Source organism: Sphingomonas sp. P2_B6 (assembly GCF_056404755.1).
In genome coordinates this window covers 61,252-76,976 of record NZ_JBFUDK010000014.1, presented here as the reverse complement: position 1 = coordinate 76,976, position 15,725 = coordinate 61,252, and the positions used below count along the sequence as shown (strand labels likewise).

Genomic DNA, 15,725 nt, shown 5'->3' with positions numbered 1-15,725 from the left:
TGTCCGTACCCGATTGGCAACGGCCCGGCGCCCGATGCACCATGTGGATCGAACCCGCGGTGGCGATGCGCACGGCTGCGTTCGATTGGGACTATGAGGTCCAGGTCGCGTTGCCCACCAGCTATGGTGTCATGCCTGAAAAAAGCTATCCCGTGCTCTGGCTGACCGACGGGCCGTTCCTGCTCCATCTGGCGGTAGGCTTGCTCAACACCCTCGTGGTCGGTGGGTTGGCCCCCGAGATGATCATTGTCGGGGTCGGCTGCACCAGCGACGCAGGCGCGAGCGAGTTCGGCCGCCGGCGCTCGATCGACTTTGCGCCTCCCGGAAAGTCCATCCTGTTCGATGGGCCGGGTGGCGACTATTTCCGTAAGCTTGGCGTGCCCGAAGGTGGGGCGCAACAGGCCGACGATTTCCTGGCCTTCCTCGTCGACGAGGTCAGGCCTTCCTTGTCGCAGACATACCGCATGAGCGACGATCACGGCCTGTTGGGCCATTCCGGCGGGGGTATGTTCGCCAGCTATGCCCTGTTCGCGCGGCCCGGCGCGTTTCGCCGCTACATCATTGGCAGTCCGTCCAGCAACGCTGCGGACCGGGCGGCTTTCCGGCTCGAGACCGACTATGCCGCCGCCAACGAGGACCTGAAGGCAGACGTTTTTTTCGGCGCAGGGGAACTGGAGATCGGGAAGCTCAGCCTCGCCGCCTGGGGGATCGTCAGCGCGCCGGTCCTGATGGCCGAGACGCTGCTGCTGCGTCAGTATCCGTCGCTCAAGGTCACGACGCGGATCTTTCCCGGCAAGGACCATAGTTCCGTGATCGCCGACATCATCGCCGAAGGCGTCCGCGCCGTGTGGGCGGATACGCTGAATCCCGCGAAGTGACCTTGGAGACACTTGTTTACCCACCCGCCGAGGCGCGTCCGGAAGGGGTCGAATTCGGCATGGGGACGGTCCGGTATGCCGATCCGTTTCGCTGGCTGGAAGAATCGGATCGCGACGTGCTCGACTGGCAAAGCGCCCAGGACGCGCTTGCCCGCTCGCATCTCTCGGGTCTGCCAAGCTACCAGGCGTTCCTCGAAACGCTTCATGCAATGGGTGACAGCGAGGACATCGTCATTTTTCCCTTTGCCGGCGGTCACTATGTTCGCAGGTTCGTGCCCGAGGGGCAGGATCTTACCGTCGTCGAGCTTTCGGACTCGCCGGTCGGCCCGGGTCGGCGCGTCGTCGACCTGAACGCGATGCGTGCGGACGAACCGCTGCAGATGGCGGGATATGCGCTGTCGAACGACGGCAGGATGGCGGTCTTCGCGCATACTGCCGGCGGGCGCGAGAAGCCCATCGTTCAACTTGTCGAGGTCGAAACCGGGAGGATAGTTTCAGAAGGCCTGCCGAGCGAGCGACTCAGCACCTTCGTCTGGCTGCCGGACGACAGCGGTTTCTTCTACATGAGCATGGATCCGGCGGACATCGCAGCCGGAAAGACGCTGTATCGCGTGATGGTCGACAATCCAAAGCACGCGATGCTGGAACCTGTCGAACCCAGCCATTTCTACGTCCGGCCCGTCGTCGCCGCCGACAAGCGTCATGTCCTGCTTTTCGTCAACCATCTCGCCCCGAAACCTGAGTTCATCCTCGATACGCATGGCGACGGTAAATGGCGTCCTTTCCTGAAGGATGTGCCGGGCATTTTTCGCGGCGATATCGTGGGAGATCGCTTTTTCGCGATCACCGATGACGGCGCACCGCGCGGACGGATGCTGTCGATCCCGCTTGCCGCGCCTGCCCAGCGTGAGATGTGGAAGGAGATCATTCCACCATCCGCCGATGTCCTGGCGAATGTGCTCGCAGTCGGCGATCGCGCGGTCGTGCTCGATTATGTCGATACCTATTCGCGTCTTCGCGTCTTCGACAGGCATGGCGAACTGGAAGGCGAGATCGCGCTTCCGGGCAAAGGGCTCGTCAATTGCACGGGCAGCTATTTCTCCTTCTTCAACGTCACCAACACGATCTTGCGCGGCCAAGGCGAGCGGATCGATTTCCTGTTCGCGACGCCGTCCGTGGCGCCGGCGCTGTATTCGGCGAATGTCAGGACCCGCGAGCTCACCCAGATCAGCAAGCCGGAACGAACGCTCGACGCGCAGGTGGTCGATCGCAAGGCGGTCAGCCAGGACGGCGCCGAGGTCATCTACCACGTCATCGCGCGCAGCGACCTCGACCTGTCGAAGCCGCATCCGACGATCGTCACTGGCTATGGCGGCTATAATGTGGCCGTACTCCCAGGCTGGTTCGGGAACCGGTGGGCCGCCTGGGTCGAGGCTGGCGGCATATTCGTCCTCAGCCATTTGCGCGGCGGTGGCGAGTTCGGATCGGCCTGGTGGGAGGAGGGCCGCCTCCAGCACAAGCAGAACACGTTCAATGATCTGTATGCCATAGCGGAGGATCTGATCGCCCAGGGCATCACGACGCCGTCGCAGCTCGGTGTCACCGGCGGATCCAATGGCGGGGTGATGGCTGCGGTGGCCGCTGTCCAGCGGCCGGATCTGTTCCGCGCCAGCTCCCCCGAGGCGCCGATCACTGACGCGCTGGCGCGGTATCGCGATCCGTTCACGATGGCCGCGACGCTCGACTATGGCGACCCGTCGGACCCTGGAATGGCGCAGATCCTCTACGGCTGGTCGCCCTATCAGAATGTGGAGGATGGCACACACTATCCCGCGATGCTGATCGATTGCGGCGCGAACGATCCGCGCTGTCCCCCATGGCATGGACGCAAGCTCGCGGCGCGGATGCAGCAGGCGAGCGCGGGCGCGCTCCCGGTCCTGTTGCGGGTGCGCAGCGGCGCCGGGCACGGCGCCATCGGCAGGGAGGATCAGACGCGTCAATCCGCCGAAGTCCTCGCGTTTTTCGCCGAGTATCTGGGCCTGTCCCAAAGGAGTTAAGGATCATGTTCGACCAGGATGAAATCGCGCGGCTTTGCAAGGCCGCGGTGGCCGGCCGGAAGCAAAAGGCATCGGGCCGGAACGGGATCGTGGTCTCGTCGCACCCGATCGTCTCGCAGGTCGCGCTGAACATTCTCGGGGACGGCGGCAACGCCGTCGATGCGGCTCTCGCGGCTGCGCTCGCGCAGACCGTCGTCGAGCCGCATATGACGACGGCGTTCGGGGTGCTGAGCATGATGCATTACGACGCGGCGACGGGCGCGACCCAATATGTCAACGGCTCGATGAACGCGCCGCTTGCGGGCTTGCCCGGCTTCTCGGCTGCCGACGTGGCCACCGGAAGGAGCGTTGCGGTCCCCGGCTTCTGGTCGGCCTGGGAAGCGTCGCGCGCGCGCTTCGCCAGCAAGTCGCGGGAGGCGTTGGCCGCGCCCGCCATCGAACTCGCCCGCAACGGGTTCCCGATCTATCCGGTCCTGTACGGCATGATGTTCGAGGCGGCGCCCAAGATCGGGCTGAGCGACGAAGGCCGGAATATCTATTTCCGCGACAAGGTGATCCGCGGCCCCGGCGAGCCGCTGGTCAACCACGCGCTCGCCGACACGCTGGAGCGGATGGCCGCGGACGGCGTCGACTATTTCTACCGCTCGGCCTTCACCGAGAAGGTGGTCGAGACGGTCAGGCGCGCCGGCGGCGTCCTGACGATTGAGGATTTCGATCGCTACGAGACGCGCTGGATGGAACCTGCCTGGGGCAGCTATCACGGGTACAAGATCGCCGGCTCGCCTCCGCCCGACACGGGCGGCACGCACATCATCGAGATCCTGAATCTGGTGGAGCAGATTCCGCTCAGGGAGTGGGGCATGCCCACCGAGAGCGCGGACTCCATGTACTGGCTGGCGCGCTTCTGCCTGGAAGTGTTCTCCGAGGGCGCAGCGCAAGGTGATCCCAACAGTTGGCCGCTCCCGATGGAGACCATCCTCTCCAAGGACTATGCCGCGATGCGCTTCGAGCTGATGAAGATGCGCGATCCCAAGGGCGTGGATTCGGCGAAGAAGGCGTATCCGGGTTCGAACCATCTGACCGTGGTCGATCGCGAGGGTAATATCGCCACGGTACTGCATTCGGTGATGTCGCACGGCTGGTCGAACGGGCTGATCGTGGACGGCATGAACCTGTGGGCCGGGGGCGTGCATTTCTTCCGCAACATGCCCAAGCCAGGCGATCGCGGGACATGCTATGTCGCGCCGCACATCATCTTCGACGCGGACGACAGGCCGGTGCTGGCGGCAGGGTCGCCAAGCGTCGGCCTGATCCAGAACTGCGTCACCAACGCGCTCAATATCCTGGATTTCGGCATGGACATCGAAACCTCGGTCCATCAACCCCGCATCGGCGGACCGACCTACACCAGCGACAGCCTGGCACCGGACGCGTTCTTCCTGGAGCTGGATTGCGGCACCCCGGAAATCCAGGCGGAGGTCAGGAAACGCGGGCTGAAGACCGAGCTGGTCAACCCCTGGAACTATCACAGCGGCAGCTACGAAGGCGTCCATCTTGCCGCGGACGGGCTCGCCAGCGCCTGTGCGGATCCGCGCCGCACCGGGGTTGCCCTGGCGGCGTGAGCCGCATGCCACCCCGCAATGCTGGCCGTTTATAGGAGAGTGAAGATGGGTATCAACGCCGCCCTGGCCGAACTGGCCGCGCGCTATTGGACGTTTCAATGCGAGGAGTTCCCGATCAACGCGATCGCGGCGGGCATGGCGACCGAAGCCACGCAGTTGATGCACGAGGCGCCGATCGACCATGAACGGCGCGCTGACTGGGCTCGGAAGGCCCTTGCCGAGCTTGCGGCGATCGAGACGGCATCGCTGGGAGTCGAGGATCGGGCGACGCATCTGCTGCTCGGCCATGAGCTTCGCCTTCTGGTCGAGCTGGTCGAAAGCGGGGCGCATCTGCGCCCGGCCATCTATCCGCTCGGTCCGGAGTTCACGCTGATCTACTGGGCCAATGCCACCGCCTTGGCCACCGCAGCCGATGCGCGGCTGTATCTGGCGCGGCTCGCCGCAACACCGGCGTCGTTCGCGACCTTTCAGGAGGCGCTGACCCAGGGCGTAGCGCAAGGAATGTCCTACCCCCGTCTCGTGGTGGAGCGCGCCATCGCGCAGGTCCGCGGCCAGATGGCGGCCGACCTGGAGGCGAATCCCTTTTATGGTCCGCTCGGGCGCATCGCGGGCAGGGGTGGCGTGATGGCGGATCTGGCAGGCGAGGGGCGTGCATTGGTGGAGGACGTGGTCCGCCCGGCATTCCTCGACTATGCCGACTTTCTCGAAGAGACGCTGCTGCCGGCGTCACGCGACAGCATTTCAGGCGCTGACGACGTGGATGGAGAGCGCTTCTATCGGTACAATATCAACCAATATACCACGATCGATCTGCCGCCGGCGGACATCCACGCGACCGGGCTTGCGGAAGTCGAGCGTCTCAAAGGCGAGATGCTGGCCGTCGCGACCGATGCAGGTTTTCCCGACGACCTCGAAGGTTTTCGTCACCGCCTGCAGACCGACAACCGGCAATTTGCCGAAAGCGCGGAGGCATTGCGCGAGCAGATCGAGATCCTGTCGAAACGCATCGATGCGCGGATTCCCGAATTCTTCGGGCGGATACCCCGCATCAGTTATGGCGTGAGCAGCATTCCGCTAGCCGTCGCCGAACGCATGCCGCCGGCCTATGCCCAACCCAATCCGGCCGATGGCAGCGCGGCGGGTGTCCACTGGATCACCTCGATTCCCGGCAAGTGCCCGCGCTACATGCATCTGCCCTTGGCGCTGCACGAGGCCTGGCCCGGCCATCTGATGCATCTCGCGCTGATCCAGGAGATGGATCAGCTCCCCGACTTTCGCCGCTACGGCGCGATGAAATATGCCGCCTGTCTCGAAGGCTGGGCGCTATATTGCGAAGCATTGGGCGAAGAGATGGGTTTCTACGACACGCCGGAGAAGCGGTACGGCCGCCTCGAGATGGAGATGTGGCGCGCGGTGCGGTTGGTGCTGGACACTGGTATTCATTCCAGGGGATGGGGCCGCGATCAGGCGATTTCCTTCTTCCGGGAGAATATGGCGATGCCGCTGGAGACGCTGACGGCCGAGGTCGACCGTTATATTGGTTTGCCCGGGCAGGCGCTCGCCTATCAACTCGGCAATCTCAAGTTTCGCGAACTTCGGGCTCGCGCCGAGACGGCTCTCGGTGACGATTTCCGGATCCGCGATTTTCACGACGCGTTGATGGCGGCCGGTGCCGTGACGCTACCGGTGCTCGAAATCCTGATCGACGACTGGATTGCTCACGCGAAGGTCGCGGTGGCTGCATGACGGCCAATGATTTCTATCCCATCGGCACGGCCGGGCGGCCCTGGGGCGAGCAGGAACGTGCCCAGTGGCGGGCTCGGCAAACGCGTCGGCGCAGCTATGACGACGATGTCGTGGCGCGCATCGAAGCCGTTGCGGATCGCTTCGAGAAGATCGCCTATCGGCAGCTCGACTATGCGGAAGACAGATACACCCTGTATGCGTTGCACAGTCGCCAGATAGATCCCGCGTTACCCACTGCTTTGGTAACGGGTGGGGTCCATGGTTATGAAACCAGCGGCGTTCTGGGCGTATTCGAATTTCTCGAGCACCACGCCAGCGCGTATTCCGGCCGCGTCAATCTGCTGGTGATCCCCTGCGTCAGTCCCTGGGGCTATGAACGCATCAACCGCTGGAACTATGACGCTATCGATCCGAACCGGAACTTTCGAAGGGGAGGGCCATCGCGAGAAGCGACGGCGTTGATCGACCTCGTGAACACGACGGCGGACCACTATCTTCTGCACATCGATCTGCACGAAACGACGGATAGCGATGAAAGCGAGTTCCGACCCGCGCTGAGTGCGCGCGACGGCAAGACGTTCGAAGCCGAGGCGATACCCGATGGATTCTATCTGGTCGCCGACACCGCCGAACCGCAACTCGCCTTTCAACACGCGATCATTGCCGCCGTCGAGGAGATCACGCGGATAGCGCCGCCGGATGGGGAAGGGAAGATCATCGGCTCGCCCGTCATCGCGCACGGCGTAATCGCCTATCCCGTGGCTGAACTCTGTCTTTGCACATCCATCACCGAAGCCCGCTTCACGTCGACGACCGAAGTTTACCCGGATGCCCCGGGCATGACAGCTGAGACGTGTGTGGAGGCGCAGGTCGCGGCGATATGCGCGGCCCTGGATTTCGCCCTGGCTCACGACGCCAAAAGCGTAGCGACGGATTATCGGCCATGACGCTGCCCGCGATAAGCCCGGTTGCAACGCGCATGCCGCCTTCTTCGTCATTTCTGGCCGCGATTGCGGTGCGGTTCGGGGAGGACGCGCTTCTCTCCGAGAGCGTGCGCCGTCAGTATGGGCGGAGCGAGGCGCATTTCGCGGAGGCGCTGCCCGACGTCGTCATTGTGGCGCGGACCACCGGGGATGTCGTCGACTGCGTAAAGCTCTGCGCTGAGCATGCCGTGCCGGTAACCGCGTTCGGCGCGGGCACCTCGATCGAGGGCAACGCGCTTCCCGTCCACGGCGGTGTTTCGATCGACCTGTCGCGGATGAACCGCATCGTCGCCGTTAACGCGGAGGATTTCGACTGCACGGTCGAAGCCGGCGTGCGCCGCGAGGAGCTTAACGCCCACCTGCGTGACACCGGTCTGTTCTTCCCGATCGATCCCGGGGCCAATGCGACGATCGGGGGAATGGCCGCTACGCGGGCCAGCGGCACCAACGCTGTCCGTTATGGCACCATGCGCGAGGCAGTGCTGTCGCTCACCGTCGTCACCGCGGACGGCAAGGTCATCCGGACCGCGCGTCGTGCCCGCAAGTCCGCGGCGGGATATGACCTCACCCGTCTCTTCGTGGGGTCGGAAGGTACGCTCGGCATCATCACGGAAGTGACGCTGAGGCTTCATCCCGTCCCGGAGACCATCTCGGCGGCGGTGTGCGGTTTCGCCACGTTGCAGGGCGCGGTCGATACCGTGGTCCAGTCGATCCAGAGCGGCGTGCCGCTTGCTCGCGTCGAACTGCTGGACGATCGGCAGATCGCGGCGGTGAACGCCTGGTCGAAGCTCGGGTTGCCCGAAGTCACGACGTTGTTCTTCGAGTTCCACGGCTCGCCGGGCGGCGTGGCCGAGCAGGTCGAGATCGTGCGCGGCCTCGCGGCAGCGAATGGCGGCGGCGCATTCGCATTCTCCGACCGGCCGGAAGAGCGCGCCCGGCTCTGGAAGGCGCGTCACGAGGCCTATTATGCGGCGATCAACGTCCGGTCCAACGCCGTGGGATGGACGACGGATGTATGCGTGCCGATCAGCCGGCTGCCCGACTGCATCCTGGCGACACGGGCCGATCTCGACGCCTGCCCTGTGCCGGCGACGATCCTGGGTCATGTGGGAGATGGCAATTTCCACGTCATCTTCTCGATCGACCCGAATGAGCCGGGAGAGTTCGCGGAGGTCGAAGCCGTCAATCGACGTCTCGTCGAGCGCGCCCTGGTCATGGACGGCACATGCACCGGCGAGCACGGGATAGGGCTCGGCAAGCAGGATTGGCTCGTGGCGGAGCTTGGCGACGCCGTCGATCTGATGCGTGTGTTGAAACGCGCCCTTGATCCGAAAAACCTGATGAATCCAGGCAAAATCTTCAGTCTCTAGGCGCCGCCACCGGACGGAGAAGGTTTTGCCGTGTTGGTCACCATCGGTCAAAACTAGATCGCCCGCGCGGTCGTCCCGATCGTCGCGATTGGCGCATAACGTCTTTATTCCGGGCAGCCCTGGGCGCCACACCGGGTTCCGTCAAAGCTCAGGTTGCCCGTCCCCAAAAAAGAGTAGGTTCTTAATTCATATCAGGACATCTCTCTCGATCCGAGCGTTCGGCTGAAGGGCAGTGATCCGGCTTGCCGTTTGATAATGGGGTAGACGACTGGAGGCACTGGTCCCTCGTGCGGCGTCGCCAGTTGGGCGATGTTGTCCGCATCGGCGTGGGTGCACCGCTGGTTGTGCCGGACATAGTCGAGCCAGGTCGCTACATGATAGCGCTCGACCCATAAAAGCGGATCGCCGAGATCACGCAGCGATGCCCAGTGCCGCGCCATCGCGAGGGCGCATACGGCCGCGCTCGCCCATCACCCTGAGGAATGTGACGATATCTTTCTGCGCAATGCAATATTCGATGGGGACCGCTGTTTCAGGCTCCGTCCAGCGGTCAGCGGATCAAGGTTGAGATCACTTCCTAAGGCGCCAAGCGGCGTGCGAATGTGGCTGAAGGCCAAAAAATTTTTTCGGCTAAATTATTCAATAAAATCAAAGCCAAAGTATTTTGTCGGTCTTGTTCGCGGCGGTGATGTGCACGATATTAATTTTCTTTCGGTATTTCAACGCATTACGCCGAACGGAATAATCGAGTGGGAATGATTTCATTCAGGGACTGAAGGGTTTCGGGTCTTTCAGAGGCCGCTCGTGCAGCCACCCGCCGTCGCTCAGCCAATCGGCCAGCCGGTCCGGCCAGTGCAGGATCGACAGGCTCTCGGAATGGGCGGCGATGTTGAAACCGTGGTCCATGTCGGCGAACATATGCACCTCCGCGGACACGCCGGCTTTGCGAAGCTGGCCGTAGAGCGTCATGGCAGGCTCGGCGCAGCATTGGTCCAGTGAGCCGGCGGTGATGAAGGCCGGCGGGGCGCCCGCCGCTGCGCGGGCGGGGATGCCCAAGGGTCCCGGATAGACCAGCACCTGGAAATCGGGTCGGGCGCTGACCGCGTCGAGTGGATCGGCCGAGGGCGGCTGGAGTGGCTCCGGATTGTCGGCGACCAGCGAGACGAGTTCGCCGCCGGCCGAAAAGCCCATCACCCCGATGCGGCGGGGATCCACGCCGTACTGAGCGGCGTTGGCACGCACCCAGCGGATCGCCCGGCGCAGGTCGGCGGCGGCGTCGCGCTCGATCGCATAGGTCGATCCCGCCTCACGCGCGAGGCGGTACTTCAGGACGAAGGTCGTGACGCCGTAGCGGTTGAGGGCCTTGGCCGGGCCGACGCCCTCATTGACGAAGACCAGCATGCGATGCCCACCGCCGGGCACGACGATGATCGCCGCGCCATTGGCATGACGCGGGTCGGCGGGAAACACGGTCAGGGACGGGCTGTGGACGCTTCGCACATAGGTGTTCTCGACGATCTCCGGGTCGCTCGACCGCTGCTCGGAGCCTGGCGCGCCGCCTGGCCATAACGAAACCGTCGCCGGCCCGCTGGCCACTGCGGACGGCGTTTCTGCCGGGGCCGTGGACGGCACGGCAATCAACAGCGCAAAGACGGAGACGGCACTGACGAGCATGGTGGACTCTCCCGAGCAGCGCATGCGGCTCGCATTGCGATCCAGCCTCCAGATTTCAGCGCTCATTCCAACCGCGACCATAGTCGGTGTCCGGGCTTTACCCCGCCTGGCGCTTGAGCGTCGCGAGCGGTCGCGGCCCAGCTATTGAGTCCGAACGTCCCGAGGCTACCCGAAAGCAGGGGGGTCGCGACGATCTGGCGCTTCGCTCATTCGGGCTTGCCGACATGGCTGTACGGGTCGGTCTGGCCGGCGAGCCAGGGGTCCTTGGTCGCCGCCCGGCGCGCCCGCAGGCGCTCGGCGAGCTGTGCCCGCACCGAGGCGTAGCCAGGATCGTTCGCGACGTTCGTCAGTTCGTCCGGATCACGCTTCAGATCGTACAGTTCTTCGGCCGGCCTTTTCAGATACGACGCCTGGGTACGCTTACCCAGCCTGATCGACGGGTCGGCAACGATCGCGCGCCAGCTCGGCGATCCGGCGACATCGCCCGCGATCGGGTAATCGAGCGGGTGCGCGAGATTGAGGATATAGCTGTGATCGTGCGTGCGGATCGCGCGCATGGGATAATATTGATTGATCTCGTGAAAATCATGGCTGGCGAACACCGCGTCGCGCGCCGCATCGCCCGGCTTGCCGAGCAGCGGCAGCAGCGACTGGCCGGAGAGTTCGTAGCCGGGCCCTTGCGCACCGGTCCAGGCGAGGATGGTCGGCGCGATATCGACCCAGCTCACCATCGCATCGTTGACCGAAGCGTCCGTGCCGGGCGCGCGGACGATCAGCGGCAGATGGAGGCCCGGATCGTAAAGATTGGTCTTGGCGCCAGGGAAGGGGCGGCCATTGTCGCTCAGAAAGATCACCAGCGTATCGTCGGCGCGGCCCATCGCGGCGAGATCGTCGAGCAGCATGCCGATGCCGCTGTCGAGACGGCTGACCGACTCGTAATAGGCCGCCAGATCCTGCCGGACCGCGGGAAGATCGGGCAGATGTGACGGGATCGGAACCCGGCCCGGATCGTATCTGACCGGCTTCACATCCGGCCAGGGACGATCGTTGCCGTAATCCACCGCGGCACGATGCGGGTCGCTATAGCCGATGGTCACGAAGAACGGCCGGTCGTCGCTCGAGCGGATGAAGCTCGCCGCGGCGACCGACAATTCGTGTACGTCGCGGATGCCGCCGCGTTCCGGAACCAGTTCCGCCTCATAGGGGAAGGCGGCGTCCGGGCCGACATGCTTCTTGCCGACCAGGGCGGTGGCATAGCCGGCACGGCTCAGCATCGCCGGCAGCGTCTCGATGCCCGGCAACAGCGACTGGTGATGCACATCATGCTCCAGACCGTACATGCCGTTCTGATGCGTATAGAGGCCGGTATAGATCGACGCCCGGCTGGGGCTGCAGGACGATACCGTGGCATAGCCCTGTGAAAAGCGTGTCCCTTCGCGCGCGAGCCGGTCGATGCGAGGCGTCTTGATGTCGACGCCGAAGCAGCCGACATCCAACCCTTGGTCGTCGGAGATCAGCAGCAACACGTTGCGCCTGGAGGGCGCGGCAACCGTCGCGCGCAGCGGTGCCGCGGAAATCACGGCGGCGCCTGCGATCGCCTTCAGGACATTGCGACGATCCACCAGCGTCTCCGTCTCGAGGAGGAAGCGAGAGCTGAGCCCGCTTCCGGCGCGCGGCCGGAGGCGGGCCCGGTCAGGTCAGAATTTCACCGCCGCGCTGAAGCGGAACGAGCGGCCGAGGATCGGACGCGCCAGCACCACGCCGGAGCCCTGCGAGCCGATGACACGCGGGTTGCCCTCGGTCAGGCCGAACTCGTTGGTGAGGTTGTTGGCCGTCACCTGCAAGGTCACGCGGTTCATCACTTCGACCGACACACCGGCATCGAGCTGATAATAATGCGGCAACAACTGCTTGTTGTCGGGATCCGAGAAGCGGTCGCCGGTATATTGCACCGTCGCATACAGCGACGGCTTCAGCCCGGCGACGTTCACGTCGACCGCCGGCGTCACGCGCCAGGCCCAGCGCGGCTGGCGTTGCACCATGTTGCCGGTGTCGTCGTTGAGACCGTTGTTGGAGAAAAAGTCCTGATAGGTGCCGTCCAGATAGGTGCCCGATGCGGAAACGCTGAACCATTGTACCGGACGCACGATGCCTTCGAGCTCGACGCCGGTGGCCTTGGCGCCACCGATTGAGCTTGTCGGCACGTTGTTGACGATCCCCGTCGTGGCCAGCCCATCGAACTTGTTGTGGAACACCGTCAGGTACAGGTTGAGCATCTGGCTGGAGAATTTGATGCCGCCCTCATAGGTATCGACCTTGGCGGTGACGGCCGTGGCGGTGTGGTTGGCGATCTGGGCCGCCGTCAGCCCGCGAAGATTGTCGAATTGCGGGAAGCTGTGCCCGCGGCTGTAGCGCGCGAACACGCCGAGACTGCGGGAGAAATCGTAATTGGCGCCTGCCGTCCAGGACCATTGCGAGTCGCTATAGTCGATGATCTGCGGCGCCACCGCCAGCACGTTCGAGGCATTGTCGTATAGCGTGTTCAGATTGCCATCGACATTGATGGTGCCGCCCGGCGTACGGACCTGGCCGCTCACCTCGTGGCGCTGCCAGCGGAGGCCGCCATCGACGCGCAGTTCCGGCGTGATCTGGAACTCGTCCACCGCGTAGAAGGCGTAATCGTTGCCGGTGTAGCTGCCGTCCACGAGAAAGCCCTGGCCACCGCTGAGGCCGGTAGCGCTCGACGCGACCCGACCGTCGGCGAGCGTCAGGCTGAGCAGGCGGGCATTGGGCGTGGCCGTCAGCAGGACATTGTTGCCAAGCGCCCAATTATCGCGCGTCGTGTAGTTGGCGTAGTAGAACCCGCCGGTCAGCGTGTTGCCCCCGCTCTTCCATTCGAGCGCGGAATCGGTGACGAACGACGAGATCTTCTTCTTAACGCTCCACACGCCGGCCTGCATCACCTGCGTGCTGGCGCCGGTCGAGACTGTGCCGCCACCGTTGGCGTAGGTCAGCGAGCCGACAGTCGAGCCAGTGCCGCCCAACGTCGCCGCCATTGCCGCCGCGGTCGTAGGCGCCGCCACGGGCACGAGGCCGTTGGTGTCGGCGTTGCCGCCAAGATAGGCGGTACGCTCGCGCACGCGCAGTCCGTCCGCGATCTCATATTCGAAATTGATGCCGGTGTTGAAAACCTTGGCGCCGCGGCCCTGCGACAGATCGATGCGGCGGCCTGCCACGTTGGTGACGACCTTCGTCTCCGGGCCGATCAGGCTGTTGCTGTTGCCGGTGAAGCCCGGATACTGGCTGATCTCGCTCCCGTTCTGCACGACCGGGATCGTCAGCAGCCACTGGCCGTGATCGTTGAGATAACGGCCATAGATCTCGACCGAGCCGCGGCCATCGAAATCATGATGGATATTGGCGGTGATCTGACCGCCTTTTTCCGCATCGAAGCGCGGATCGCGGATGCCGTGGCCCTGCGCATAATAGCCCCCCACCATGAAGCTGGTGTCGCCGCCGAGCGGTCCCGAGACCCAGGCGTCTCCGCGCTTGTCGCCGTAATCGGTGATGGAGAATTTCGCGAAGCCCTTCAGCGTATCGCCGCCGATGCGCGGCACGACGTTGACGGTCAGACCCGGCTGTCCCGCCGAGAAGAGCGACCCGGTGCCGCCCCGCACGGCCTCGACGCGCTCGACCGTTTCGTCGAGGCGGATGAGCTGCGAGTTTTCGAGGAACGACAATGTCGCTGGTGGGAAGATCGGCACGCCCGCCACCTGGAACGTCACGAACTGCGCGTCGCCGCCCGCCGGATAGCCGCGGACGAAGATGTTCGCGCCATTCTGGCCACCCGAGCTCTCGGTCATCACGCCCGGAACGGTGCGCAGCAGGTCCGCCGTGCTCGTCGGCGCGGCGCGCGTGATCGCAGCGTTGCTGAGCGTGGTGACGGCAAAGGCAGCGTCCTGGCGCCGCGTACCGGCGCCGGCGGTACCGACGACGACGATGTCCTGCTGTTCCGGTTCATCCGCCGGCTGCGCTGCCGTGTCCGCGGGCACGGCGGGCGCCGACTGAGCGTGAGCGATTTGGGCGGAAAGCGCGAGCGGTGCTGCGCTGAGCATATAGAGAGCGGTGCGGATCATGAATCCTCCCCTTGCGGATAAACCGGCATGATTGCCTTGGCAGGGGTGCTTGCTAAATCGTTATGAAATGCATTTCAAGAGCGCAGTGCAAGGAGATGTTGCAGGCTTGCCACACCCTCCTGCGCTCGCCTACGGTCTTACCCCATGAGTGATGATCTGCCGAGAATGCCGGGGCGCGCCGCGCGCGCCGCACGCCCGACGATGCAGGACATTGCACGACTCGCCAATGTGTCGATGCCGACCGTCTCGCGCGTCCTCAGCGACAGCCCGCTCGTCACCGAAGAAACCCGCGCGCGCGTGCTCCAGGTAGCGCGAGAGCAGGGGTATGTCGTCAACCGCAACGCGCAGAAGCTGCGCCACGCGCGTACCGGCACCGTCGCGGTGATGCTCGATTTCGCCTCGCACCGGCACGGCGCGATCGGCGATCCCTTTATCTTCGAGCTACTTGCGGGCGTTTCCGAAGCGCTGTCGATCCGCGACCAGGAGTTGCTGCTGTCGCCGCCCGGCCTCGATGACGCACGCGCCTTCGAGGATTTTTTCCGCGCCCGCGGCGCCGACGGTTTCATCATCCTCGGTCAGGGAACGCGCGACGCCATGCTGCGGACGATGGCGCAGCGTGGCGTGCCGATGGTCGTATGGGGGGCGGTGCGTAAGGACTCGGGCTATTGCGCGGTGGGGAGCGACAACATTCGTGGCGGCCGGCTGGCGGGCAAATATTTCCGCGAGCGGGCCCGCAAGCGTTGGCTGTTTCTTGGTGATATCCGTCATGAAGAATTACGCCTGCGCTATGAGGGGCTTTGCCAGGAGGCGGATGCGGCCGAGAATATTACGGTCGATTTCCTGCCGATCGTGTCGATGGCGTTCACCGCCACCGCGCAGACCGTCTCCTCCTATCTCGTTGGCGGCGCGCGCCCCGACGCGGTCTTCGCCTTTTCGGACACCGCGGCCATGGCGGCCATTGGTGCCTTTCGCGAGCACGGCCTGACCGCGCCGCGCGATTTTTCTCTCGTTGGTTACAATGACATACCGCCGGCCGCACATTTCACGCCGGCGCTAACGACGATCAATCAGAAGACCGATGTGGCAGGCGCCCTGCTGGTCGAGAAACTGATGCAGCAGCTCGATGGAGCGCGCGCGCGTTCGACCCTGCTCCCGACGGAAATGGTGATCCGCGAGACCTGAACAGCTATTTTCTTGAAATGCATTTCATGGCGACCTAGGCGTGAAGAAAGGCGCGAGGAGCATCCGCTCCCGCAGGC

Annotated in this window: 11 protein-coding genes; 7 read left to right on the top strand and 4 right to left on the bottom strand. The window is 64.3% G+C overall.

All coding sequences use genetic code 11. The features are described 5' to 3' along the window. Positions 1-41 precede the first annotated feature (41 nt). From AC1DX5_RS18325 to AC1DX5_RS18300, 6 genes are read left to right on the top strand one after another with little or no spacing between them, the layout of a single operon-like run. On the top strand, positions 42-878 hold the full coding sequence (locus AC1DX5_RS18325) for an alpha/beta hydrolase (RefSeq protein WP_478016632.1): 837 nt from the start codon (positions 42-44) through the stop codon (positions 876-878). Positions 879-937: 59 nt separating this feature from the next. Continuing rightward, entirely contained in the window at positions 938-2,935 is a 1,998-nt protein-coding gene (locus tag AC1DX5_RS18320; protein WP_478016631.1) for a prolyl oligopeptidase family serine peptidase, read from the top strand. A 5-nt stretch (positions 2,936-2,940) separates the two neighbouring features. Continuing rightward, a complete protein-coding gene (locus AC1DX5_RS18315) occupies positions 2,941-4,557 on the top strand; it encodes a gamma-glutamyltransferase (RefSeq protein WP_478016630.1) in 1,617 nt (538 codons plus the stop codon). Positions 4,558-4,602: 45 nt separating this feature from the next. Further along, positions 4,603-6,303, top strand: coding sequence for a DUF885 domain-containing protein (locus AC1DX5_RS18310; RefSeq protein ID WP_478016629.1), 1,701 nt, complete (start codon positions 4,603-4,605; stop codon positions 6,301-6,303). Next, the gene (locus tag AC1DX5_RS18305; RefSeq protein WP_478016628.1) at positions 6,300-7,250 is read left to right on the top strand and encodes a M14 family metallopeptidase; all 951 of its coding nucleotides are present in this window, start codon (positions 6,300-6,302) and stop codon (positions 7,248-7,250) included. The genes AC1DX5_RS18310 and AC1DX5_RS18305 overlap by 4 nt, the downstream gene beginning before the upstream one ends. Next, complete coding sequence (locus AC1DX5_RS18300; protein WP_478016627.1) at positions 7,247-8,656, top strand: FAD-binding oxidoreductase; 1,410 nt, start codon at positions 7,247-7,249, stop codon at positions 8,654-8,656. Before AC1DX5_RS18305 ends, AC1DX5_RS18300 begins: the two co-directional genes overlap by 4 nt. A gap of 191 nt (positions 8,657-8,847) precedes the next feature. Here AC1DX5_RS18300 and AC1DX5_RS18295 read toward each other — a convergent pair whose 3' ends face one another. From AC1DX5_RS18295 to AC1DX5_RS18280, 4 genes are all read right to left on the bottom strand, one after another. Further along, positions 8,848-9,096, bottom strand: a complete 249-nt coding sequence (locus AC1DX5_RS18295) for an MFS transporter (RefSeq protein ID WP_477044468.1) — start codon at positions 9,094-9,096, stop codon at positions 8,848-8,850. A 325-nt stretch (positions 9,097-9,421) separates the two neighbouring features. Continuing rightward, the gene (locus tag AC1DX5_RS18290; protein ID WP_478016626.1) at positions 9,422-10,396 is read right to left on the bottom strand and encodes an alpha/beta hydrolase; all 975 of its coding nucleotides are present in this window, start codon (positions 10,394-10,396) and stop codon (positions 9,422-9,424) included. A gap of 140 nt (positions 10,397-10,536) precedes the next feature. After that, entirely contained in the window at positions 10,537-11,952 is a 1,416-nt protein-coding gene (locus AC1DX5_RS18285; protein ID WP_478016625.1) for a sulfatase family protein, read from the bottom strand. 75 nt (positions 11,953-12,027) lie between these two features. Further along, complete coding sequence (locus AC1DX5_RS18280; protein ID WP_478016624.1) at positions 12,028-14,466, bottom strand: TonB-dependent receptor; 2,439 nt, start codon at positions 14,464-14,466, stop codon at positions 12,028-12,030. Between the two features lie 144 nt (positions 14,467-14,610). Between AC1DX5_RS18280 and AC1DX5_RS18275 the strand changes: the two genes are divergently transcribed. After that, positions 14,611-15,648: a LacI family DNA-binding transcriptional regulator gene (locus AC1DX5_RS18275; protein WP_478016623.1), complete on the top strand. Its 1,038-nt coding sequence runs from the start codon at positions 14,611-14,613 to the stop codon at positions 15,646-15,648. Positions 15,649-15,725: the final 77 nt, after the last annotated feature.